The organism is Kibdelosporangium aridum (assembly GCF_900176515.1).
GTDB lineage: Bacteria > Actinomycetota > Actinomycetes > Mycobacteriales > Pseudonocardiaceae > Kibdelosporangium > Kibdelosporangium aridum.
The window spans coordinates 315,894-339,705 of the sequence record NZ_FWXV01000012.1; the positions used below are offsets into that span (position 1 = coordinate 315,894).

General features: G+C 67.0%; 22 protein-coding genes. 14 read left to right on the top strand and 8 right to left on the bottom strand.

Annotated elements, in window-relative coordinates:
• Positions 1 to 4: 4 nt before the first annotated feature.
• Complete coding sequence (locus B9C43_RS46380) at positions 5 to 3,199, bottom strand: AfsR/SARP family transcriptional regulator (protein ID WP_084433704.1); 3,195 nt, start codon at positions 3,197 to 3,199, stop codon at positions 5 to 7.
• 291 nt (positions 3,200 to 3,490) lie between these two features.
• Between B9C43_RS46380 and B9C43_RS46385 the strand changes: the two genes are divergently transcribed.
• From B9C43_RS46385 to B9C43_RS46435, 11 genes are all read left to right on the top strand, one after another.
• Positions 3,491 to 5,110 carry an MFS transporter gene (locus tag B9C43_RS46385; protein ID WP_084433705.1) on the top strand — a complete coding sequence of 540 codons (1,620 nt, stop codon included), beginning with the start codon at positions 3,491 to 3,493 and terminating at the stop codon, positions 5,108 to 5,110.
• Entirely contained in the window at positions 5,107 to 5,541 is a 435-nt protein-coding gene (locus tag B9C43_RS46390) for a pyridoxamine 5'-phosphate oxidase family protein (RefSeq protein ID WP_084433706.1), read from the top strand. Before B9C43_RS46385 ends, B9C43_RS46390 begins: the two co-directional genes overlap by 4 nt.
• A gap of 109 nt (positions 5,542 to 5,650) precedes the next feature.
• Positions 5,651 to 6,475, top strand: coding sequence for a phytanoyl-CoA dioxygenase family protein (locus B9C43_RS46395; protein WP_084433707.1), 825 nt, complete (start codon positions 5,651 to 5,653; stop codon positions 6,473 to 6,475).
• Between the two features lie 76 nt (positions 6,476 to 6,551).
• On the top strand, positions 6,552 to 7,379 hold the full coding sequence (locus tag B9C43_RS46400) for a phytanoyl-CoA dioxygenase family protein (RefSeq protein WP_051897857.1): 828 nt from the start codon (positions 6,552 to 6,554) through the stop codon (positions 7,377 to 7,379).
• A gap of 94 nt (positions 7,380 to 7,473) precedes the next feature.
• Positions 7,474 to 8,259 carry an SDR family oxidoreductase gene (locus tag B9C43_RS46405; protein ID WP_033393191.1) on the top strand — a complete coding sequence of 262 codons (786 nt, stop codon included), beginning with the start codon at positions 7,474 to 7,476 and terminating at the stop codon, positions 8,257 to 8,259.
• Between the two features lie 40 nt (positions 8,260 to 8,299).
• Complete coding sequence (locus B9C43_RS46410; RefSeq protein ID WP_084433709.1) at positions 8,300 to 9,418, top strand: nucleotide disphospho-sugar-binding domain-containing protein; 1,119 nt, start codon at positions 8,300 to 8,302, stop codon at positions 9,416 to 9,418.
• Complete coding sequence (locus B9C43_RS46415) at positions 9,418 to 10,506, top strand: GNAT family N-acetyltransferase (protein ID WP_084433710.1); 1,089 nt, start codon at positions 9,418 to 9,420, stop codon at positions 10,504 to 10,506. The genes B9C43_RS46410 and B9C43_RS46415 overlap by 1 nt, the downstream gene beginning before the upstream one ends.
• Positions 10,507 to 10,525: 19 nt before the next feature.
• The gene (locus tag B9C43_RS46420; RefSeq protein ID WP_084433711.1) at positions 10,526 to 10,984 is read left to right on the top strand and encodes a nuclear transport factor 2 family protein; all 459 of its coding nucleotides are present in this window, start codon (positions 10,526 to 10,528) and stop codon (positions 10,982 to 10,984) included.
• A 37-nt stretch (positions 10,985 to 11,021) separates the two neighbouring features.
• Positions 11,022 to 11,597, top strand: coding sequence for a TetR/AcrR family transcriptional regulator (locus B9C43_RS46425; RefSeq protein ID WP_084433712.1), 576 nt, complete (start codon positions 11,022 to 11,024; stop codon positions 11,595 to 11,597).
• Between the two features lie 189 nt (positions 11,598 to 11,786).
• Positions 11,787 to 12,854 carry an aldo/keto reductase gene (locus B9C43_RS46430; RefSeq protein ID WP_200826013.1) on the top strand — a complete coding sequence of 356 codons (1,068 nt, stop codon included), beginning with the start codon at positions 11,787 to 11,789 and terminating at the stop codon, positions 12,852 to 12,854.
• Between the two features lie 355 nt (positions 12,855 to 13,209).
• Complete coding sequence (locus B9C43_RS46435) at positions 13,210 to 14,049, top strand: AfsR/SARP family transcriptional regulator (protein WP_160097192.1); 840 nt, start codon at positions 13,210 to 13,212, stop codon at positions 14,047 to 14,049.
• Between the two features lie 55 nt (positions 14,050 to 14,104).
• On the opposite strand, the gene B9C43_RS46440 is transcribed toward B9C43_RS46435, so the two are convergent.
• The 6 genes from B9C43_RS46440 to B9C43_RS46460 all read right to left on the bottom strand — a co-directional run bounded on the left by B9C43_RS46440 (position 14,105) and on the right by B9C43_RS46460 (position 19,437).
• Positions 14,105 to 14,389, bottom strand: coding sequence for a DUF6355 family natural product biosynthesis protein (locus B9C43_RS46440; RefSeq protein WP_033393184.1), 285 nt, complete (start codon positions 14,387 to 14,389; stop codon positions 14,105 to 14,107).
• Between the two features lie 170 nt (positions 14,390 to 14,559).
• Complete coding sequence (locus tag B9C43_RS46445) at positions 14,560 to 15,624, bottom strand: hypothetical protein (RefSeq protein WP_235039237.1); 1,065 nt, start codon at positions 15,622 to 15,624, stop codon at positions 14,560 to 14,562.
• 16 nt (positions 15,625 to 15,640) lie between these two features.
• On the bottom strand, positions 15,641 to 16,195 hold the full coding sequence (locus B9C43_RS46450; protein WP_084433714.1) for an RNA polymerase sigma factor: 555 nt from the start codon (positions 16,193 to 16,195) through the stop codon (positions 15,641 to 15,643).
• Positions 16,196 to 16,255: 60 nt separating this feature from the next.
• Positions 16,256 to 16,393: a hypothetical protein gene (locus tag B9C43_RS57145; protein WP_160097194.1), complete on the bottom strand. Its 138-nt coding sequence runs from the start codon at positions 16,391 to 16,393 to the stop codon at positions 16,256 to 16,258.
• A 111-nt stretch (positions 16,394 to 16,504) separates the two neighbouring features.
• Positions 16,505 to 18,136, bottom strand: coding sequence for an alpha/beta fold hydrolase (locus B9C43_RS46455; protein ID WP_235039238.1), 1,632 nt, complete (start codon positions 18,134 to 18,136; stop codon positions 16,505 to 16,507).
• 92 nt (positions 18,137 to 18,228) lie between these two features.
• Entirely contained in the window at positions 18,229 to 19,437 is a 1,209-nt protein-coding gene (locus tag B9C43_RS46460; RefSeq protein WP_084433715.1) for an MFS transporter, read from the bottom strand.
• Positions 19,438 to 19,533: 96 nt separating this feature from the next.
• Here B9C43_RS46460 and B9C43_RS46465 point away from each other — a divergent pair, with 96 nt between their 5' ends.
• A complete protein-coding gene (locus B9C43_RS46465) occupies positions 19,534 to 20,877 on the top strand; it encodes a DUF4241 domain-containing protein (protein ID WP_084433716.1) in 1,344 nt (447 codons plus the stop codon).
• 53 nt (positions 20,878 to 20,930) lie between these two features.
• Here the strand turns inward: B9C43_RS46465 and B9C43_RS46470 are convergent, their stop codons facing one another.
• Positions 20,931 to 21,569: a TetR/AcrR family transcriptional regulator gene (locus B9C43_RS46470; protein WP_084433717.1), complete on the bottom strand. Its 639-nt coding sequence runs from the start codon at positions 21,567 to 21,569 to the stop codon at positions 20,931 to 20,933.
• Between the two features lie 132 nt (positions 21,570 to 21,701).
• Between B9C43_RS46470 and B9C43_RS46475 the strand changes: the two genes are divergently transcribed.
• The gene (locus B9C43_RS46475) at positions 21,702 to 22,493 is read left to right on the top strand and encodes an SDR family oxidoreductase (protein WP_084433718.1); all 792 of its coding nucleotides are present in this window, start codon (positions 21,702 to 21,704) and stop codon (positions 22,491 to 22,493) included.
• A 260-nt stretch (positions 22,494 to 22,753) separates the two neighbouring features.
• Positions 22,754 to 23,809 carry an NAD-dependent epimerase/dehydratase family protein gene (locus B9C43_RS46480; protein ID WP_084433719.1) on the top strand — a complete coding sequence of 352 codons (1,056 nt, stop codon included), beginning with the start codon at positions 22,754 to 22,756 and terminating at the stop codon, positions 23,807 to 23,809.
• Positions 23,810 to 23,812 lie beyond the last annotated feature (3 nt).

The window sequence follows — 23,812 nt, forward strand, 5'->3', positions numbered from 1 at the left end:
GGTGTCAGCGGCTGTCGGTCAGGTGCTCCTGCGGCTGGAGGGCGCGCCCGGCATTGAATTTCGCCGCGAACGTCTCCGCGCCGAGCTGATCACGCACCGCCTCGGTGATCCGCTCGATGTCGGGGCGTTCCGGCGCCGGCGCCGGCGCTTCGGCCCTTTCCCGCAGGGCGGCGGCGGTCCCGAGTAGCCGCGCCGCGCGAACCGGGCGGCCTGCGACCATCTGGGCACCGGCGAGCCCTTCCAGCGCGAGTGCGGCACTTCGCTGATTGCCGAGCTCACTGGCCCGCTCGAAACCGGCGATGTGACAAGCGAGCGCCTCGGCGGCGTCGCCCCGCTGTTCCGCGACGAATCCCAGCTCTGCCAACGTGTTCACCACACCGGGCTCATGCCCGATCTGCTGGTACGACTTCAGCGCGTTGCGCAGATGGGTTTCCGCCGTGCCGAGGTCGCCTTCCCGGCGCGCGCAGCTGCCGAGGTTCGCGTCCGCCACGATCTCCCAGTATCGGTTCGACTGTTCGGCGGCGAGCCGCTCCGCTCGCTCGAGCGGCTTCCTGGCGCGCGAGTAGTCCCCGGTGAACATGGCGACCCGGCCGAGGCCGACCAGCTTCGCCGGGACGTCGGCCCACAGGCCGAGATCCTCGGCGGTGCGCAGCCCATCCCGGTGCCAGCGCTCAGCTTGCGCGTAGTCGCCGGCCAGTTCAGCGAGCTCGGCAAGGCTTCCGGTGGCTTGCATCTGGCCCCAGCGGTCGCCGACTTCACGGAACAGCTCGTCGCTCTGCTCGCAGTCCCGTCGCAGCGTGGCGAAATCACCCCGCAGCAAGGAGAAGAACCCCCGCGTCCACAGTGCGGCGGCGATACCCCAGCGGTCGCCGAGGGACCGGAACGTGGCCAGTGCGCGGTGCACCTCCTTTTCGCTGGCGGCCAGGTCGCCGAAGCTGTACAGCGCGGCGCCCCTGAACCACCGCGCCCGTGCCAGCCCGGCGTCCGCGTTGTTACCCCTGATCTCGTCGTCGCCAACGGCGGGCCGCTCGCCGAGCATCAGCCGGATGCCCGAGTACCAGGCCGCTGCCTCGGCCCGCAGCCCTTGCGGGGCCGGACCGGGATGAGCGTGTGCGGCGGCCAGTGCCCAGCCGCCCTCGCGCAGCCTGCCGCGCAGCACCCAGTGCCAACCCAGCGCTGTGACCAGCCGCAACGCCTCTGCGGCCTTGTCCGCGTGCAGGAAGGTCTCCAGTGCGGCACGCAGATTGGCGTTCTCCGTGTCCAGCCTGCGCAGCCAGTGCCGTTGCTCGTGACCGCGAAGATGCGGCTCGGCCTCTTCGGCCAGCGCGAGGTAATACCGGCCGTGCCTGCGCCGGACCTCGTCGAACTCGCCCGCCGCGTGCAGTTGCTCGACGCAGTAGGCCGTGACGGGCGCGAGCAACCTGTACCGGCGACCATCGGTGACGGTCACCAGCGAGCGGTCGACCAGGCGGGCCAGCAACTCGACCACCGCGGCGGGCTCCACGTCGTCGCCCGCGCAGGTCGCCTCCGCACCGGCGAGCGTGCACCCGTTGACGTGCACAGCCAGCCTGCGCAGCACGGCGCGCTCCGCGTCGGACAGCAGCTCCCAGCTCCAGTCGACGGTCGCCCGCAGGGTCTGGTGCCGTTCCGGCGCTCCGCGTCTGCCCGCGGTGAGCAGGTGGAACCGGTCGTCGAGCGCGCGAGCCAGCTCGTACACGCCCATACCTCGTACCTGCGTGGCGGCCAGCTCCAGCGCGAGGGGAATCCCGTCCAGGCGGCGGCAGATACTCGCTACTGCGGCGGCGTTGCCGGACTCGAGGGCGAATCCAGGTGAGGCAGCCGCGGCTCGGGTGACGAACAGCTCCACTGCGCTCGACCGGGCCAGATCGGTGTCGGAGACGGCGCCGGGTACGCCGAGCGGGGCGACGTAGTACACGCGTTCACCGGTGACCCGCAAAGGTTCCTGGCTGGTCGGCAGCACGTACAGGTCGGGAGCCGAACGCACCAGCACGTCGATCAGCTCGGCGGCGGCCTCGATGACGTGCTCGCAGTTGTCGAACACCAGCAGCATTCGCTTGGTGCGCAACACCTCCACCAGCCGGTCGGCAGGCGATGCGGGCTGGGCACGCGCCCCGCCGGAGGCGATCCCGTCCCGGACGTCCAGCGTCCCGGCCACCACCTCGGCCACGGCGGCCACTCCCGCGTCGGGCTCCAGGTGTACCAGCGAGACGAGGAACGTTCCGTCCGGGAAGGAATCCCGCAAGCGCCCGGCCGTGGCGAGCGCCAGCCTCGTCTTGCCGACACCACCGGTGCCGGTGAGGGTGACGACGCGCTCGGTCAGCAACGACGAGGACACCGCCTTGATGTCCTCGGCCCGGCCGATCAGCTCGGTGAGCGGTGCGGGCAGGTTGGTCGGCGGACCGTCGGTACTCGCTTGCGCGGGAGCGGGGTCGAGCGCGGGGTTCTGGTCGAGCATGGCCAGGTGCAGCTCGACGAGCTCCTTGCCAGGGCCGGTACCCAGTTCGCTGCGCAGCCGTTCCTGCAGTTGGGTGTACCAGTGCAGGGCCTCGCCCTGCCGTCCGGCGCGGTAGAGCGCCAGCAGGTACGTCGCCTGCAGGCGTTCGCGCAGCGGGTGCTGGGCGACGACATCGGTCAGCTGCTCGACCAGCTGGGCGTGCTCGCCCAGCTCGTGCAAAGCCTCCGCGTGGTCCTCAATGGCCCTGATGCGCTGCTCGTTCAGCAGGGCGATCGCCGGACGGGTGAACTCGAGGTCGGCGAAGTCGATGTACGGCTCACCCCGCCACAGCGCCATCGCCTCGGCGAACAGCGCGGCCTGTGTCCTCGGGTCCGTGGCGGCCCTCGCCTGGCTGGTGAGCGTGGTGAACCGGTCGGCGTCCACCGCGCCGGGTTCGGTGCGCAGGACGTATCCGGCCTGCTGGTGCACGACCATGCTGCCTGCGCCCGGCTCGGCGTTGTCCAGCGCCCGGCGTAGCTGCCAGACCTTGTTCTGCAGGGTCGCGAGCGGGTTGCCGGGCAGGTCGTCGCCCCACAGGTCCTCGATGAGCCGATCGGTGGACACGAACCGGCCCTCGTGCACCAGAAGCGCGGCCAGCAGGGACCGCAGCTTGGTCCCGGCCACTTGGACCGGGACGCCGGTGGATGTCCAGACCGCCAGTGGACCAAGAACCCCGAACCGCACAGATCAACACTAGCCGAAATCGGACATAACCAGGGCGAATACGGGATCTCTCGCCAGCAGGAAACGGTTGGACGCGCGCGACGAGAGTGCGCCGAGAGCGGAGCCCGGCAAAGTGGGACGCCGGTAACGGGGTTTCGGCGCGTGGTGAAACCCATGACCGGCTCGGGCGGGCGCGCGAACCCACGGACAGCACCCCACAGCCAAGACCTAGGCCCGCCGAGTCGATCGGGTCACGCGCCGAGGCAGCGTCAGCGGCAAGGCAAGGCGACAACCTGTGGAGGAGAGACAATCATGACAGAGCCCGAACCCGGCCGGGCTGATCAAGCCGCGCCTTCCCCGACAGACACCGCAATGCGGGCCGGCCCGAAGGAGTGGATCGGCCTCGCCGTGGTGACCGCGGCCAGCATGCTGATCGCGATGGACAACACCGTGTTGTTCCTCAGCCTGCCGCACATCACCGCCGACCTGGACGCCAGCGCGCCGCAGATGCTTTGGATCCAGGACATCTACGGCTTCCTCGTCGCCGGGTTGCTGATCACCATGGGCACGGTCGGCGACCGGATCGGCCGCAAGCGGCTGCTCATGGTCGGTGCGGCGGTGTTCGGCGCGGCATCACTGATGGCCGCGTACTCGACCAGCGCGGAGATGCTGATCCTCGCCCGAGGCATCCTCGGCATCGCGGGTGCGGCGCTGGTGCCGACGATCCTTGGCATCATCGGCAGTCTTTTCGTCGACCCGAAGCAGCGCACGCGAGCCATCGCCGTGCTGATGATCTGCTTCACAGCCGGTGGCGCGCTCGGACCGCTCGTCGGTGGTGTGCTGCTCGAGCACTTCTGGTGGGGAGCGGTGTTCATCGTCGCCGTCCCGGTGATGGTGCTGGTCCTGCTGATCACGCCGCTGTTGCTCGCCGGGCACGAGGACACCCAGCCAGGCAAGCTCGACCTGCCGAGCGTGGGCCTTTCCCTGGTGTCCATCCTGCCGATCACGTACGGCTTCAAGGAACTGGCCAGCTACGGCCCCTCGTGGCTGGTCCTGATCAGCATCGTGGCCGGCGCCGCCTTCACCGTGCTGTTCGCCCGCAGGCAGTTCCGGCTGGAGACCCCGCTGCTGGACCTGCGGCTGTTCAGCAACCGTTCGTTCAGCGTGTCGCTGGGTGCGCTGCTGCTCGGGCAGTTCGCGATCGGCGGCATGTTGTTCCTGCTGCCCCAGTTCTTCCAGCTGGTCCTCGGTGAGACACCGCTGCAGGCAGGGCTGTGGCTGTTGCCGGGCACCGTGGTCTTCGCGGCGGTGGCCATGATCGCCCCCACCATCGCGGCGAAAGTGCCGCGCGACTGGCTGCTCGCGGGCACCCTGGCCCTCGCGGCCGTGGGATACATCCAGCTCGCCCTGGTGGGTCCGGACGCGGACCACTGGCAGCTGGTGGCGGCGATGATCGCCATGTTCGCGGGAATGGCGCCGTTGGTGCTCCTGGTCACCGACCTGGCCGTGGCCAGTGCCCCACCGGAAAGGGCGGGTGCGGCCGCCGCGATGTCCAGTACCAGCACGGAATTCGGCATCGCGCTCGGTGTCGCCGCACTCGGCAGTGTGCTCACCGCCGTCTACACCAGAGTGCTGGGTCCCGTACCCGCTGGTGTGTCGGACACGCAAGCCGCCGCTGCCGGGGAAAGCCTTGCGCGGGCGACCAACGTGGCCGGTCAGCTGCCCGAACCGGCTGGCGCGCAGCTGCTGAGCGTGGCCAGAGACGCGTTCGTCACCGGCTTCAACGTGGTCGGCATCATCAGCGCCACGGTGGCGATCGGCGCGGCGATCGCGGTGAAGCTGTTGCTGCGCAACGTCGCCAAGCCGGCCGACGCACCGGCGGAAGCACCTGCCGAACATTCCGAGTCGCAGAATGAGGATTCCCGTACATGAGCAATCTGACCAAACAGGAACGGGAACAGTTCCTGGCCGACGTGCACGTCGGCGTGCTGACGGTGGCGGACGTCGATGGCCGTGGTCCGTTGGCGGTTCCGCTCGGCTACCTCTATGAACCGGGCGGTGAGATCAGGTTCGCCACGGCCAAGGACTGCCGGAAGATGACGCTCGTCAGGGCCGCCGGACGAGTCGGTTTCCTTGTGCAGAAGGAACAGTTGCCCTACCGGTACGTGTCCGTCGAAGGACCCGTCGTCGGGGAGCACCAGACCACGCCGGACGAGCACCTGACGATGTCGATCCGCTACTTCGGCCCCCAGGAGGGCAGATCCTACTTCGAGATGTCCAAGCACGCCCTCTCCGGGATGGTCACCGTCCGCGTCCTGCCACAGCGGTGGCGCACGTACGACTCTTCCGACGAACTCCCGTGACCAGCGGCTCCCCGATTCGAGGGGGACAAGAAATTGCTGCGGACACAAGGGTTGCGGACGAAGAGACTAGCCATGGGACCACCGGAAGAAGGAAGGATGTGACGCAGGCGTGACCGCGCAGGCTACCGAGGGGCTCACCACTCCGGACACATTGTCCGACGACCTCATCACCTACTACCGGACCAACGGCTTCGTGCATGTCCCGAACGTGTTGTCAGCAGAAGAGGTGGCAGAGTTCCGCGCCGAGGCGCAACGCCAGCTCAAGGCAAGCGAGAAGCTGACCTGGGACATGGGCGGCGGCGACATCGCGATGGACTGGGTTCCCGACGCGAACAAGCACGGCGAGATCCTGCGCAGGCTGACCATGCACCCGAGCGTGGCAGGGATCGCCGAGCGCCTCGCGGGCGGTCCACTTCGGATGTTCAAGAGCGAACTGCTTCGCAAGGCGGGGAACAAGACGAACACCGGCACACCGCACCACGACGACCAGAGCATTCTGCCGTTCCACAGCGATCCGCCCGCGCTCACCGCGTGGGTGCCGCTGGTGGACGTCCCACTGGCGCGTGGTCCGATGAGCTACATCCCCGGGTCGCACAGGCGTCCCGAACCGGTGCCGTTGGACGACGAGGTCGCGAACCTCAGGCCGCTGGACTACTGGAGCGAACTGAACTACCAGCCGATGACGACGAAACCGGCGCGTGTGGGCGACGTCTGCTACCACACCGACCGCGTCGTGCACTCGGCCACCGTCAACGAAACCGACACGGACCGGATCGTGCTGGCCACGATCTACATGAGCGCTTACGCGCGGTACCGGCACAACCCGTTCTACTCGGGGACGTATCTGGACGACCCCGACCTCGGCGGAATGAAGCCGGGCGAGCTGCTCGCGTCGCGTGACGAACGGTTCCCCCTGGTCGGCTCGAAGGCTTGAGGCGACTGAGCGGTTTGCATGTGACGGCTGGGGCTTACCGAGAGATCACTGGGAAAAGAAAGGATGTGACGCAGGCTTGACTGCGCAGGCTACCGAGGGGCTCACCACTCCGGAGACACTGTCCGACGAGCTCGTCAGCTTCTACCGGACCAACGGTTACGTGCACGTCCCGAACGTGTTATCAGCAGAAGAGGTGGCAGAGTTCCGCGCTGACTCGGAACGCCAGCTCAAAGGCGGCGACACCCAGGCATGGGACGAAGGTGACGCCGTCGTCTTCGACTGGGTGTCCGATGTGAACAAGCGCAGCGATATCCTGCGCAGGCTGACCATGCACCCGAGCGTCACCGGGATCGCCGAGCGCCTCGCGGGCGGTCCACTTCGGATGTTCAAGAGCGAACTGCTTCGCAAGGCGGGCAACAAGAACGCGAACACGCTCAACACCCCGGCGCACGAGGACATGAGCGCCATGCCGTTCATCAGCAACCCCTACGCGATCATCGCCTGGGTGCCGTTGGTGGACGTTCCGGTCGCACTCGGCCCCATGCGCTACTGGCCGGGTTCGCAGCATCGCCCGCTGCCCGACCGGTGGGACGACGAGGGAATGCTGGCTCCGTTGACCTACTGGCCCGAGCTGGCTTACCAGCAGCAGGACGTGGTGCCCGCGCGGGCGGGTGACGTCCAGTTCCACAACGAGTGGTGCGTGCACGGCGCGGACGCCAACGTGACCGACACCGACCGGTTGGTGCTGTTCACCGTTTACGTCAGCGCTGACGCGGTGTACGAGAACAAGCCGTTCTACACCGGAATGTTCCCCGAGGACGCCGACCTCGGCGGGCTGAAGCCGGGCGAGCCTCTCGCACTGCGGGACGAGCGGTTCTGCCGCGTCGGCAAGGCCGCCCCCTAACCCGCGCCCTTCCGGCGCACCTGCCGCTTCCCTGTCGCTCCGAGAAACCCATGTCGTGCCAGCGTCATCGTCAACCAGTGTCGAGAGGAAGTACATGACCACCTACGCAGGAAAGAAAGTCGTCATCACCGGTGGCACCCACGGCATCGGCATGGCAGTGGCGGAGCGGCTGCTCGATGGCGGCGCGGAGGTGCTGATCACCGGACGCAAGGAGGCGAACCTGGTCGCCGCCAAGGAAAGGCTGGCCGGCAGGGCGGCGCACGTCATGCGTTCCGACGCGTCCAATTTGGACGACATCAAGGAGCTCGGCCGGGCGGTGAAGAACACGCTTGGTGAGGTGGACCTGGTCTTCGTCAACGTCAGCCGGTTGCATTTCGGCCCGCTGGGACATGTCGACGAGCAGACCTACGACGACAGTTTCGACACCACCACCAAGGGTGCTTTCTTCACCGCCCAGGAGCTCGCGCCGCTCGTGCGCGACGGGGGCGCGTTCGTGTTCACCACCGCGGTCGCGGTTGGCATGGGCTTCGTCGACACCGCTGTCGGCACCGGCATGAAGTCCGCCATCCGTGGCTTCGTCAAGGTTTTCGCGTCCGAACTGCTGCACCGGGGCATCCGGGTCAACGCCGTGAGCCCTGGCTTCATCGAGACCCCCACCATGGGCGTTGCCGAACCCACCGAGGAGCTGATCGCCGCCATCGAGGAGGAGGGCGGCCCGATGACGCCGATGAACCGGTTCGGCACCCCGGACGAGGTCGCCACCGCCGTGCTCTTCCTCGGCTTCGACGCCACCTTCACCACCGGCAGCGAACTGCCGGTCGACGGCGGACTGGGTGAGGGCCTCGAGAAGCGAGTGCCCGACCAGACATTCGTCCGCTGAAGACCGAAGCCACCCCGCTGACCGGCATGCAGGAGTTCTCATGAAGGTTCTGTTCATTCCAGGCAACAGCCCGCAACCGATCTTCTCGCACGCGCCACTGGTGAACGCGATGCGCGTCGCGGGTCACCAGGTTCTCGTCGGCGGGATCAACTGGGTCCTGCCGACCATCGCCAGCGTCGGCTTACCGGCCGTGCAGATCACTCCGCTCTCCGAGCAGGAGGTCAGTGCGTTCATCGAGTCGATGCCCACCGATCCGGAGAGCTGGGCGCACTCGGTGGGCAAGGTCTACGCCGAGATCGCGTTGAGCAGCCTGCCCAACCTGCTGGAGCTGGCCGAGGACTGGCGGCCGGACGTCGTGGTCGGCGGCGGCATGTTCTACACGGCGCCGCTGCTGGCCCACCATCTCGGCATTCCTTGCGTGCGTGTGGAATGGGACCGCAACGACACCCGCCCGTACGACCCCGGCGCCGAGCCGGTGCTGCGTCCGGTGCTCGATGAGCTCGGGCTGGCCGCCCTGCCGGGACCCGACCTGTGGCTGGACGTCTGCCCGCCGAGCCTGCGCCCGGCCGAGGACGCGGCACGCCAATCGATGCGGTGGATTCCGCTCAACGCGCAGAAACCGTTGCAGCCGTGGATGTACAGCCGCCCCGACCGTCCCCGGGTCTACCTGACCCGTGGCGCGCGCATGCCCGACGTCGCGGACCTGCGGGAGACAGCCAAGCACCTGCTCGAGTTGGATGTCGAGGTTGTGGTGGGCACTTCTGAGCAGGTGGCTGAGCCCTTGCGGGCCGAGTTGCCCGAAGTGCGTGCGGGCTTTGTGCCACTGGACGTGCTGGCGCCGACGTGTGACCTGATGGTCCACCACGGGGGTGGTGGCACCGACATGAACGCGTTGCACGCAGGCGTTCCGCAGCTGATCGTCGATCCTGAGTACCCGGCCGTCGCGATTTCCGCTCTGGTCGACTTCGGTGCCGGGCTGCTGGTGGACGATGCGAGCCACACTCCGCGCAACGTGCTCGACGCGGCCAAGGAGCTGCTCGGCGACCCGACCTACCGCACCCGGGCACAGGCGCTGTCAGCGGAAATCGCCGAGATGCCCACGCCAGCCCGCGTCGTGCCCCAGTTGGAGGAGCTCACAGCGCAGAGGAAATCGGGCTGATGAGTGATCTGTTCACTTTCCCTGACGACGTTCCGACGCTGACTGACGGCACAGTCACCCTCCGCGCGCATTCCTTGTCCGATGTGGACGCGATGGTCGAGCAGTGCTCGGATCCGGAGTCGATCACGTGGACAAGGGTGCCGGTGCCGTACAAGCGGGAGGACGCGGTGCGGTACATCACCGAGATCGTGCCCGCCGGTTGGCGGAATCGGACCGAACTGAACTTCGCCATCGAAGGGACCCACCCTGACGGAGTGCGGCGCTTCTCCGGCTCGGCGAGCCTGCGGATAGGTGGTAACCAGAGCGCGGAGATCATCGGCGGTATGCATCCGGCCGCGCGGGGACAGGGGTTCTTCTACCGCGCGCTCAAGCTGGTGATCGACTGGGGTTTCACGCAGCCGGAAATCGAGGTCGTCATCGCCAACGTGAACGCCACCAACTGGGCGTCTCGCCGGGTGATCTGGGCCAACGGCTTCACCTTTTCCGGCACGGTCCCGCGATTCATTCCCGTGCGTGGCGAACGGAAGGACATCTGGTTCGGCACGCTGCGCGCGGAAGACAGCCGCGAGCCCAAGACCGCCTGGCACGTGCCGCCGATGCTGGAGACCGACCAGCTCAAGCTGCGCCCCTACCGGGTGTCGGACGCCGAGCGGATCGGCGAACCCGATGGTGCGGCCACGGTTCGTCGTTACATGGAGGCCTGCGCGAGTGGCGAGCAGTTCGTCTGGTGCATTGCCGACCTGGAAACCGACGAGCTGCTCGGACGGATTCAATTGTCCAATCTGGACGGTCCGGATCAGACGGCAGCCGAAGTGAGCTACACATTGCACCCGGAGCAGTACGGCAACGACGTGCTGACCGATGCGCTGCGGGTTGTGACAGAGTGGTCGTTCCGCCCGGTCGGCCAAGAAGGGCTTGGCAAGCGCCGGCTGAGCCTGACCGCGGCGGCGAGCGACAAGACGTCGCGATACGCGGCCGAGCAGGCCGGCTTCCAGCACGTCAGCACCGAACCGAAAGCGTTCGCCACCGCCGACGGCGCTTTCGAGGACTTGCTGCGTTACCACCGGCTCAATCCGGACTGGCGTTGACAGCACCGAGAATGGACGCATGAGCCCGATCGAGATCCCGCAGACGCACGGACGGCCCTCCTACGACTCCGAAAAGGAGATCTGGCGGACCCTCTGTGCGTACTGCGAGGCCATTGACGACGCTGATTTCGACCGAGTCGCCGGCCTCTGGAAGCACGGCAGGTGGCCCTTCGCGGACGGGCCGGGTTCGGAACCGATGCGCCGCTGGCTGGAAGACCGCGTGATCCTGTACGACGGAAAACCACGCACCAAGCACCAGATGACGAACGTCGTCATCGACGTCGACGACGAAGCCGGGACCGCCTACTTCACGAGCTACAGCAGCATATGGCAGGCCCTCCCGGGTTCATCGCCGCAGCTGATCATCTATACCCGGCTGAACGGCACCTTCGAGCGCGTGGACGGCCGGTGGTGGTGGAAGACGCTCGAACTGGTCCCTGACCTGGTGGGCGACACCAGCAGGCACGTTCGTGGATGATTGGTAACCATCCGGTTGGTTTTGTTAGCGTGGACGCGTGCCGTATGACTCCGCAGCCACCCGCGCCCGCCTGCTGGACGCGGCCTATCAGGAGTTCTCCAAGTGGGGCCTCGCAGGCGCGCGGGTGGACCGGATAGCGGCTGCGGCGTCAGCCAACAAGCAGGCCATCTATGCCTACTTCGGTTCCAAGGAGAACCTGTTCGACGCGGTGCTCGGCGACCGGCTCAAGGTGCTCGCCGACACCGTGCCGTACACGCCCGACGACCTTCCGGGCTACGCGGGCGCGCTGTTCGACGCCCTGAGCGCCACGCCTGACTTGCTACGTCTCACCCGCTGGCGCGGGCTCGAGCGCGACGACGCCACACCTGGCGAGATCGAGTCGCACCTGGAGAAGGCGGTCGCGTTGCGCACGGCGTTGAACCTGCCGGACGACCGCACCGCGATCGACATTCTCGAGATCGTGGTGGCGATCAGTATGACCTGGAGCACCATGGCCCCCGGTCTGCGCGCGGTCGGCGGCGAGGACCCGGAGCAACGGAAGGCCGCACACCGGGCGATGGCCGTCGCCGCTGTCGCCGCCATCTGCGAGTCCGTAGCAGGCAAGGGACAGTAGGCCGACAATCCCTGTCACCAGCGACGACGCCCATGTTGCACCCCACTCCCCTGTGACGCCCGCTACTCCTTCGATCTAAACCAACTAGATGGTTGATTTCCCCGACGCCCCTCGCTACGGTTCAAAACAACCAACCAGTTGGATTTGAGGAGGCCGGCCGCGGCCCGCCGCCTCCACCGACTTCCCAGCATGACCACCTTGGAGCACAAGAACATGAGCCTCACCGACTTCCGCACGCTCGGCCGCACCGGTCTGCGCGTCAGCCCGCTCGCCCTGGGCACGATGACCTTCGGCGACCCGTCCTGGGGCGCCGACGAGGCGGCCTCGATGGAGATCCTTGACCGCTACCTGGACGCGGGCGGCAACTTCATCGACACCGCCAACCGATACATGGACGGCCAGTCTGAACGCGTGATCGGCACCTACCTCGGCAAGAACCCCGGGCTGCGCGACCGGCTCGTCATCGCGACCAAGTTCGCACTGACGATGGACCCGCACGACCCGAACAACGGCGGTACCGGACGCAAGGCGATCCGGCGGCACGTCGAGGAGTCACTGACCCGCCTGGGCACCGACTACCTCGACCTGTACTGGCAACACAACTGGGACCGGCACACCCCGCTGGAGGAGACAATCTCCACATTGGACGATCTGGTCCGCGAGGGAAAGGTGCGCTACGTCGGGTTGTCCGACACACCGGCCTGGGCCGTGGCACGCATGGCGACACTGGCCGAATGGCGCGGCTGGACTCCGATCGCCGCCGTCCAGCTCGAATACAACCTCCTGGAGCGCACGTCCGAAGGTGAACTCTTCGGCGCCGCGCAGGAACTGGGCCTGGGCGTGATGCCGTGGAGCCCGCTGGCCAACGGTGTGCTCACCGGCAAGTACACCCGGGACAACCCGAACCCCGCTGGGTCCGGGCGCGGGGCATTCGTCGCCCGGCACCTCAACGAACGCACCTGGACGCTCATCGACGCACTCGGCCGGATCGCCGCGGCCCACGACACCACAATCGCAGCGGCGGCGCTGGCCTGGGTACGACAGCAACCGCTGATCACATCCACGATCATCGGGGCACGCACACCCGACCAGCTGACCGCGAACCTGGCCTCGCTCGAAATCACGCTGACGCCGAGCGAATTGGCCGAGCTGGCCGGGCTGACCACCCCGGACCTCAACTTCCCAGTGCCGTTCCTGCACACCCTTGGCTTCCCTGCGCAGCAGGGCGTCACGACGATCAACGGGGTGAGCGCTTAGCCGACGAGGGCCCGCCTTCGGGCGGGCTTCGCCCGATTCGAAGGGGCCACAGATGGCCTACGACTGCCACCCGCATTGCACACCACCGACGGCGGTCGCGGCAACGTAATCCACTGTGGACATTGCATGGCGATGTCTCGCTAGCCACGGTCACCCAGTTCCCAGTTCAAGTTCGCTCGCGACCACGAGTCCACATCGGACGGTAGGTCGAGGCAAAACATATGCCGCGCCGCCAGTCGCTCCCCACTGACATCACTGATCGAATCGCCTTCCGCGCACTGTCAAAGGACCGTCAGCGGTTTCAGCGAGGAATGAAATGGTTGTGCACCAGGTTTCCGGTGGAAACACTTGTGGCATGGCACGTACTGGGAGGTTGACGGCCGCGTTCGGCGTGGCCGGCCCGATCGTCGCAGGCTCTGGTTCAACCGCCGTGTCGTCAGCGGGAAGTCGCGCGGCTGACGTGGAATTCCGGATACTCGGGTCCGTCCAAGTCCTTTACCGGGACCGGCCGCTGCCACTTCCGGCTGGCCGGGGCCGGGCACTGCTGGCGGTCCTCTTGTTGCGCGCCAACCAGGTGGTGACCGTGCGGGAACTGGCCGACTGCCTGTGGGAGGGACCACGACCGGTCCATCAGCGGGCGGCCGTCCAAACGCACGTGGGCCGTCTTCGCCGGGCGCTGGGCGAGGAGTCGATCGGCCGGCTCGTGCACACCACTTCGACGGGATACGTGATCCACGTTGAGCCGGACCAACTGGACCTGATCCGTTTCCGGCGGCTGACCGAGGACGCAGGCCAGGTGGCCGATCGTGCCGAGCAGGTGGTACTGCTTGAGCGGGCGCTCGCACTGTGGCGGGACGAACCGCTGGCCGACGTCCGCTTGCTCCGGGACGCGTTTCCTCAGCTGGTCGAAGAGCGTTTACACGCCGTGGAACGACTGATGGACGCGCGCATGCGCCTCGGTCAGCACGCTCAGGTGGTCGCGCAGCTGACCTCACTCAGCCGAGAACACCCGCTCCGGGAACGGTTCTGGGCTCAACTGATGCTCGCGCTGTACCGTTGCGACCGCCAGGCCGATGCGTTGCAGGCTTACCAGACCATATCCCGCCGTCTCGCCGACGAACTCGGCCTCGACCCGGGCAACGAACTGCGGGAGTTGCACCGATCGATCCTTTGCCGATCGGTCTCACTCGGCTGACAACCCAGCTCGCGGGAGCTCTGGCGTACCGGAACTCCCGCGGCCGGGTTTTACGTCAGCAGCCTGCTTTCGCGAAGTGCGCGAAGCTGACGACGTTGGTCGGGCCGAGATACTTGTCCTCCCAAGGGGCTGAGCAGTACGACCATTCGTTTCTGTCATCCCAGTGGTCAACCTTGATGGTGACGTAATTGTCGCCACAGTGGTTGTAGTAGGCGTTGATCCCCGTGTAGAAGCCGCAAGGCGCGTCGTCGGCGGCAGCGGCGGACGTCGTGACGGCGAACGGTGCGATCGTGGTGGCCAGCACAACGGCTCCGGCCGCCAACTTCCTTCCGAATTTCAAGATGACTCCGTACTTTCACCGAACTTCGGGACCACACCAGAACACCACGGGACGTCTTCATTCCACTGTCATTCCGCCTGCACGACACCGTCACCCGGAATGGCCCCTTCGACACGGGCGTGCGGACCGTCCAAACAGGACGACCCGCGCGTTGTAGAACCCGAGTGAGGTCAGAACTTGCCGGCCCCGACGTCGGCAACCGTCACCCGGGAGGACTCGTACGACTCCGGGGGAGCCGGCTTCTCGCCCTTCGCGGCCGTGCTCACGGAGCTGATCGGCAACCCGGTCTCGGCGTTGATCGTCAGCACGTACTCGCCGTGCCCGCCGAACAGCGCCGATCCCGCCTTGAGCTCCAGCGCGGGCTGGTCCTTGACCGTCGTCTTCGTGACGGTGACGTCCGGAATGCTGGCGATCAGCTTCAGCACGCCCGCCCGGACATCCGCGTTGGCCGCACCCGAGCCCAGCGCGACAAGGGTGTTGGTCAACAGGGTGTTGTTGATGCCGTCCTCGAGGGCCTTACCCGTTGGCCGCGGCTTCGGCTGCGGGTTCTTGACCCCCTTCTGCTTCATGATCTCGATCGCCTCGGCCTGGCCCGCGTCCCACGCCTTCTGCTGTTCGGCAGGGCTGAGGCCAAGTCCCCACGCGTTGCGCGACGCGTTGACCATCTGCACACGGGCCTTGTCGACGTTCCCGGTGGCCGCGGCGCGCGCGGCCGCGATCACCGCGGCGTTGTAGGGGTCGGCGAGGTTCTCCCGGCGCACGACCGCCCCGGTCAGGCCCTGGCGGTTCTCCGCCATGAAAGTCTCGCCCTTGTCGGTGTACAGGGTGTACGTGACGTACGGCGATCCGTCAGGGGCGGTCGTGGTACGCACGACCAGCGACGCGTCCCCTGGCAGCGAACCGCCACTCGCCTTGACGCTGGTCGCCAGCATCACCAGTGGGGACTCAACGGCGGGTGCCTGGGCAGTTCCCCCGGCGGGCGCGGGCGCGGTGGGTTCCGTCGCCGACGTGACCGCGAGGACGGCGGCTGCCGCCGCGACCGCTCCGACGGCTCCGATGCCGATCCGCGGCCACGAGAACCTTTTCCGCTGCTTGGGAATCACCACTGCGACTGTCTCCTCTGCTGTGTCTGACGCGGCCATCGCTGTTCCCAGCGTCGCCCTAGCCCGCTCGTACGCTTCGGGCCGCAACGGCGGGGCGTCCTTCATCTGCTTGACCAGGTCCAACTCATCCATGATCACTAGCTCTCTTTCACGCTGAAGGGATCTTCAAAAGCGCGGCCACTTCCGGTGCGTTCCGCAACGACTTGCGCGCCTGGTGCAACAGGCGACGTGCTGTGCCTGCCGGTATGCCGATCACCCTTGCCGCTTCGGCGACGGTCAAGTCCTCCCAGGCGACGAGGGTCAGCACCTCCCGCTCCTCGGGCTTGAGCCGCGCCAAGGCCGCCCGCAGCAGCGACTGGATGTCCACCCGGGCGTCCACCGCGGGCCAGGGATCCCATTCGTCCGCCATGCTCGTCACGTCCGGTACGAGAGCCTCGGCAGGCTCTGACCGCCAGTGCCGCCGCAACTTGTTCAGCGCCACCCCATACAGCCAGGGCCGCGCGTCGGCGAACGACCGGTCATAGGTTTTGCGGGACTCGTAGGCCGCCACCCACACGTCACCGAGCAGGTCTTCGGCCGCCGCACGTCCCACTCGCCGCACGAGGTAAGCCCCGATCGCGCCCTCATGGCGATAAATCACCTCCACAAAGGCTTCCCGGTCGCCTTCCAGCGACCTGCCGATCAGTTCCGCGTCCGACGCCATGGCGCTCCTCGTGTCCGCTTGCCCTTCCACCCGGTGATTGCCAACGCGCCTCGAAAGTGTTCAAGGCCTGGTCAGTGCACCCGCGAGGATGTCCACGAACGACGACGCCGGAGCACCGAGACCGGTTGAGTTGTCGAAGCCGACGGCCGCGGTGAGCGTGTCGTTCTCGCCGAAAGTGGACAGCGCGCTGGGATCCACGCCGTCGAGGTGGTGCGCGCCAAGGACAATCGGCGGGACAGGGGGTCGACGGGCACGATGTCGCGCAGTGCCTGACTGCCGTTCAGCCCATTGCTCAACCTCGTCGCGTTGTCACGCCTGGCAGATGCGGTTCGCCTGGTTCGCCACGAACTGCCGGGCGAACTCGGTCAGGCTCTGCTGCGGTGCCGCACGGCGGGAAACCGTTTCCGCACCGTCGGCGGGGACGTCCGGGCGTTTGCCACGGCTGGGGCACGTGACCCGAGTGGACGGCAGTACACCGTCGACCAGATACCGGTCGACGATGTCGGACGCGCAAACGTTGTCGCCATAATGACCATGGCCGCCGTCGTCCTCAATGGACACGAGGTGATCGCGCAACCTGCCCGCCAACGCGGGGCCACCGGCGTACGCGGTGTTCGTGTCGCCTTCAGCCTGGATCACCAGTCCGGTCGGGTATCCGACGCGCTTGAGGTCGGTCACCTTGTCCGGCGGTGTGAAGCTGCGGAAGGTGCAGTTGTTCGGTGCGGTCTTGGCGACACCGTCCCAGTACGGGTACTTCTCCCGGAAGAGCCGCATCTGGTCGTAGTAGTACGACAGGTCCTGCGGCCAGTCGGCCTCACAGCGGATCGTGTCGAACACGCCTTCCCTGGTCCGGGGGATGGCGGCGGCGCGCATCACCTTCACCGCCTCGGTCGCGTCCTTGGCGGCTGGGGAATCGACGGCGATGCTGCCGTCGCCCACTGCCTTGAGGGTCTTGATCAGCTTTCCCAGGTAGTCCCATGCCGACCGGGCCCGCGAAAGGTAGCCGAGCACGAAGAAGTCGTAGTAGGAGCTGTCAACCGTCGCGCCGGTCGTGGGGTCGGTGATCGGCTTGGCCCTGAGCTTGGCGGCGAGGGCTTCCGAGGAGGCGTAGACCTCGGCGTGGGATTTGCCCAGCCCGTACACGGAGTTGCGCTCGGCCAGCCAGGTGAACAGTGCGTCGACGTTGGCACGCGCCGCGATCGCCTGCTGCCGCCACAACTCGTGCCAGCTCCAGTCCGGCTGGATCGCCGAGTCGAGGACGCTGCGGTTCAACTTGCCGGGAAAGAGGCTGCCGTACACCGCGCCGAGGTAAGTGCCGTAGGAGAACCCGAGATAGTTGATCTTCTGCTCGCCGAGCACGCCACGGATGACGTCCATATCGCGCGCGGTGTTCGGCGTGTTGATGTACGGCCGCAGCCCACCGGCAGCCCGCTCGCAGTCGGCTTCGGTCGCGCGCGCCTGCGCGGTGTACAACTCGAACTGGTCGTCCGTCGGCCGGGAGGGGAAGGTGCCGATCGGCAGGCTTGCTTCACACATCAGTGGCGTTGAGCTGCCGACGCCACGCGGGTCGAAGCTGATCAGGTCGTAAACCTGCGCGATGGGCCGGTCGGCGAGCCGCAGCGGGAGCATGAGGCCCCATGCCCCTGGACCGCCAGGGTTGAGCAACAGCACACCCTGGCGTTTCGCCGGATCCTTCGCGGGCACCTTGCTGATCGTCACCGAGATACGCTCAGCACCTGGCTTTCGGTAGTTCATCGGCACCACCAAGGTGGCGCACTGCAAACCCTCGACAGGGTCGCCGGCGATCACACACTGACCCCACTGCGGTCGCTGGCCATAGAACTCCTGTAGCCCGCTGGACTCAGCCACGGCGACCGGCGGAGTCACGGCAGCCATCGTGCCCACCAGCACGGCCGCACTCGCCCATTTTCTCGCTCGCACAAACACCCCTTCAGTCGTATTGCTCCGATCAGGCCTGGATGTCGTCGACCTGACACTTCCGGGAAGCAATTGCCGAAGAGGCACGAAAACGTTCAGCCTGTGCGCCCGCCGATCGGGGTGAACGCTCCCACCGCCGCGATCGCCAGGCACGCGATGCCGATGGCCAGGCACACCGGGCCGACGCCGAGCCCCGCGGCGGCCGCCGTGAGCACGGTCGCGCCGATCGGGCCGAGTGACGAATGGACAGTCCAGAAAGTCGAGGTCACCCGGCCGAGGAGGTGGTTCGGCGTGATTTCCTGACGCAGCGACATCGAGCAGATCCCCGCGACGCCGGTGCAGAAGAGGAAAGTGGCGATGAGGATCGCGACGACGATGACGTTCGTGGCGAACCCGATACCGGCGACGACCAATCCAGCCAACGCGTACGCGCCGATCCAACTGGCACCAAAGCCCAGTGCCTTGCGGATGCGGGCGACCGACGCGGAGGCGATCAGCGTCCCGGCAGTCCCCGCCGCGAGGACAACACCGACGACACTGTCGGTCTGGCCAAGGTCGTGCTTGACATGGAAGATCACGATGTCGACCAGGCCAAGGGTGAGGAAAGTCAAGAAGGACAACAGGATCGTCAACGTCCGCAGTACCGGGTGGCGCCACAGGAAGCGGAATCCGGCGACGAAGTCCGACCGGAAGGACCGGCGGGTCTTCTCCGTAGGCGCGTCATCCCACCGGATGAGGAAAAGACCAGCGGCGGACACCACGAAGGTCACAGCATCGATCGCGATCACCGCGGCCGGGCCGAACGTTCCGGAGACCGCCCCGGCTATCGACGGTCCCGCGACGCTCGCGACCGCGTAGGAAGCGTAGAGACGGCCGTTGGCCTTCGTGATCTCATCCGCGCCGACCAGCTTGGGCGTGACGGCCACGTACGCGATCTGCGCGGCCATCGAGAACCCACCAGCCACCGGGACAACCACGTACAGCAGCCACATCTGGGGAGCGAAGGCCCACGCCACCGGGATGATCCCGAACAGCAGCGCACGGGCGATGTCGCAGAAGATCAGCAGCCGCCGCCGGTTGACCCGGTCAACGACCGCTCCGGCGAACAAACCGGTCGTGATCGTGCCGACACTGATCAAGCCCGTGATCAGCCCCATCTGCACGACAGATCCGGTGCTGTGCAACACAAGCAACGGGATCGCGACATAGGAGACCGAATTTCCCAAGGCGGAAAAGGTCTGTGAGCTCAGGAAGATGGCGAAATCACGGTTCTTCGAACGCGTCCTCGCATGCTCCTGCGTCACTGATCCCCCCGTCGCCGCACCCGCCGAATCGCCGCCGCGCGCCTAGGCGAATAGTAGGGTCGCAGCGCTGTATCCGCTGGCGCCGAGGGGGTCGAGATGGCGATGCGCATCAGGCGACGAACGATGCTTTTGTCTGGCGTTGTCGCGGCGATGGCGGCCGGTGGAGCCCTGGCGGTGTCGAGGGTCCGTAAGCCGGATGCTGGATTTCTCGGGGACAGCTTGCCGGTCGCGGACGTGCCCGCCCCGACAGACCGTCCGGTGGAGGTCGTGTACTGCGCGGGATGGGACTCTTCGGCGCGCGCCCCGGTCTCGCCCATATCCGAGTCGGTCGCGCGGGCGCAGGACGCCGCAGGCGGCCAGTACGCCGCGGTCCTGCTCGTCGACGGGGTGGCGCGGATGGTGGTGGAAGTGTGCTGGTCGGCCCACCACGCCGAGTTGTGGCACATTGACGCTGCCGGTCGCCGATACCGGGGTGTCGCATACCGGCGTTGGCCAGATGGGCAGTTGCGGCTGTTCGAGGTCCGTAGTTGGAACTACGCCGGGCAGGACACACCGGAGTTCCACGGCGACGAGCCGACATTCGAGGCCCGAGTTCGGCGCGATGCGACCGCGGCCATCGAAACGGTCGGGATCATGGCAGTGCTGCCCGACAGGAAAGTTCAGACCTCGCGTGCCTGGTCGAACTGGCCGGAGCGAGTCCGTCCACCGGAGAACGTCGCAGTGCCCACCATCAGCGACTGGCCCAGGCTTGCCGGGATGACCGGCCCTATCACCGTCCGTTCCGGCCCCACCCGTACGCCCGCCGCGTTCCCGTGGCAGCCACCGCGCCCCTTACAACCGCGACACGTCAGCGAGACGGTCACCGACGGCTCGAGGTTTCGCACACAGGGCGGTCGCGTGCTGACGATCGAGCGGGTCCCCGCCGGCACGATCCGGCTGCCCAGCGGCAGGCTGCTCGTCGCCGACCCAGCCTGGCTGCACACCGATCCCAAGCCATTCGCCACGACGGTGCCACCCGGCACGTATCAGGTGGATGTGTTCCAGGTGACCGAGAACGAGAAGCCGTTGACGAACGCCGCGTGCCGGGTGACCGTGAAGGACGTGCCTGTCAGGTCGTGGCACCTCGCATTGCGCGACGGTGATCAGGAACTTGCCCTGGGAAACGGCGAGTCCTTCGGCAACCCGGTCGACACCGCCACCCTCGCACTGGTCGACGCCGCCAGCGCGACGGCCTACCCGCAAGCAGAGGTCGACGCCGCCATGGACGACAACGCCCCGTATTCCACCATTTCCGCCAAGGACACCGACATGATCATCGTTCCGGGCTGGAGCGACGGCAGCTTCCCGGTGTGGCTCGGGTACGCCGATAACGGGGCACTCGGCTGTTTCGTCCTCGACCTGCTCACCCCGGAGTTGGCGACCGCCCAACCGCACGGATGACATTTCGGCAAGCGCAGCGGACGGAACATTCCACTAACCCGGTTTGAGTCGAGTCAGGTTCGGTCGTCAGACGCCGACGTTCGTACGGATCGAACGAGTAACCCGTTGGTCGTGTCTGTGCCGCCCAGAGCGCCGATCACTGTGTCGACAAGCAGGTTGATCCTCGCTTCGACCTCGCTCCCGGCGCTGAGCGCGGTCAGGACTGGGGAGTCCGCGGGCAGGTCGTGGGCTTCGTGCAACAGGGCCAGGTACACGCGGCGGCACCAGACCGGATCGAGTGCGGTGATCACTCCCGCGTCTCGCAGGCGTGCGAAGAGCAAGTCCAGACCGGCGAGGACCTCGGGTGTGACAGCCGCATCGAGCTGAACAGCGAACCGGTGACTGAGTTTGAGGTTGAAGACCGTTTCGGTGAGGCGCTGTAGTGCCACCAGGGGCGGTGCGGTCGTTACTCGTGTCTCGGCCAGTGCCCGCACGTAGCGCTCATTGAGTTGAGCGGCCAGGGCGTCCAGCAGTGCGGTGCGAGAGGAGAACCGTCGGTGCACGGTGGCACGAGCGACTCCCGCAGCGTCAGCGATCCGCTCCAGCGGCGCGTTGGGATCGGCGGCAAGCACGTCCTCCGCGGCCTCCAGGATGCGGGCGGTGCTGCGTTCGGCGTCCGCCCGGACCCGCCGCGAAGGCCCACCACCGCTCATACCGCCTCCCTGCCCGATCGGTGCCACCCTACAAGTCACCTTACAAGTGAGACTGACATGTCGCAGTTATTGACTTAACTGCGACTTCAATGTTTCATTTAGTTGTCGGACCTCGGGGAACAGGAGCACATCATGGATCTGCAGCTCGCCGGTAAGCGTGTCCTCGTCACGGGAGCGAGCAAGGGCATCGGCCTCGCGATCGTTCGGGCGTTCCAGGCAGAGGGGGCGTCGGTGGCGGCGACCGCCCGGCGCAGCACGCCGGAACTCAAGGCCACGGGAGCCACCTTCTTTGCCGCCGATCTCGCCACCGAAGACGGCCCGCGGCAGCTGATCGAGGCGGTGCTCGCCGACACCGGCGGCCTAGACGTCCTGGTCAACAACGCCGGCGGCGGCGAGATGCCGGACGGCGTGCTCAGCGACACGTTCAACGGCGGGGACGATGTCTGGGCCACCGCGTTCGACCTCAACCTCTCCGCGGCGGTGCGGGTCACCCGGGCCGCACTGCCCGCCCTCGTCGCCGCCGGGGGCGCTGCCGTGGTCAACATCAGCTCCGACAGCGCCCGACGCGTCGGAGGGGAACCACTGCCCTATGTCGCGGCGAAGGCCGCGCTCAACGCCTTTTCCCGAGGGCTCGCCGAGCGGGTGGCGGGGTCCGGTGTCCGTGTCAACGTCGTGTCGCCGTCCTCCACACGCACAGACCTGGTGACGGGTAAGGACGCGTACCCCGCGCACATAGCGGCTGGCATGGGCATCGACCACGACACCCTGCTGATGAACCTGCCGAAGCAGATGGGGATGCTCACCGAAACCCTGATCGACCCCACCGAGATCGCGCGTGCGGTCCTGCTGCTCGCCTCTCCGACCATGCCGAGCGCGATCGGTGAAAACTGGGCCGTCGACGCGGGCTCCACCAAGGTCGCCTGAACCGCGCGTTCTGCCGAGCAGGCTTGACCAACACAAGTCAGCCGGTGACAGCGGTAACACCTGAGCCGGCCATCGACAGCGGCCAGTCCGAAATGGACTCGCCGCTCAGCCGCACACCGTCACGTGGACCGCCTGCTCTTTGTGGTTCGACTCATGGCATGGGGGTAGCCATCCGGCATGACGTCAGCAAAGAACGAACCATTGGCCGTGGTCACCTGCGCGCACCAGAGGACGCCCGAACCAGGCGCAGAGGAGTAGTCATGGGCATCGAGCGAGTGGTGGTCGTCGGTGCGACCGGAAATGTCGGGACGAGCCTGGTCCGCAAGCTGGCAGCCGACCCGGATGTCGCTTCGGTCGTCGGTGTCGCCAGACGGATACCGGACTGGAAGCTACCCGGACTGGAGTGGGCAGCGGCGGATATCCGGACGGATGATCTCGCCACACTGTTCCGCGGCGCGGATGCGGTGGTCCATCTCGGCTGGCTGTTCCAGCCGACCCATCGGCCGGATGTGACGTGGGCGAACAACATCAAGGGCAGCGTGCGGGTGTTCGACGCGGTGGCCGAGGCCGGTGTTCCCGCCCTCGTCTACGCCTCATCGGTGGGGGCCTACTCCCCTGGCCCAAAGGACACACCGGTCACCGAGAGCTGGCCGACCGACGGGTACCCAGCAGCCGCTTATCCACAGGAAAAGGCTTACCTGGAAAGGGTTCTGGACGCGTTCGAGCTCACCAACCCCAGTGTGCGGGTGGTGCGCATGCGGCCAGGTTTCATCTTCAAGACCAGCGCGGCAAGCCAGCAACGACGCCTGTTCGCCGGGCCGCTGTTGCCGAATCGGCTTGTCCGGCCTGGAATCATCCCCGTAATCCCTGATCTGCCGGGCCTGGTTTTCCAAGCCCTGCATACGGACGACGCCGCGGAGGGCTACCGCCTGGCGGTGATGCGAGATGTCCGTGGGCCGTTCAACCTGGCGGCCGACCCCGTGGTGGACGCCGCCTTGCTGGCCGAATGTCTGAAGGCAAGAGTCATCGCCGTCCCAGCTTGGCCAGTGCGCACCATGCTCAACGCTGCATGGCGTCTGCATCTGGTCCCGGCATCGCCGGGTCTCTTCGACACCGTCCTACGGGTGCCCATCATGGACACCAGCCGAGCGCGGACCGAACTCGGCTGGGCACCGCAACATACGGCGCAAGAAGCGATCGAGGACTTCCTGCACGGCTTGCGGCACGGCGCCGGCGGGCCGACCCCACCGTTGGCATCCAGTCTGCGGCGAGGACGTATGGACGAACTGAACACGGGAGTCGGCGAACGCCCCTGATGC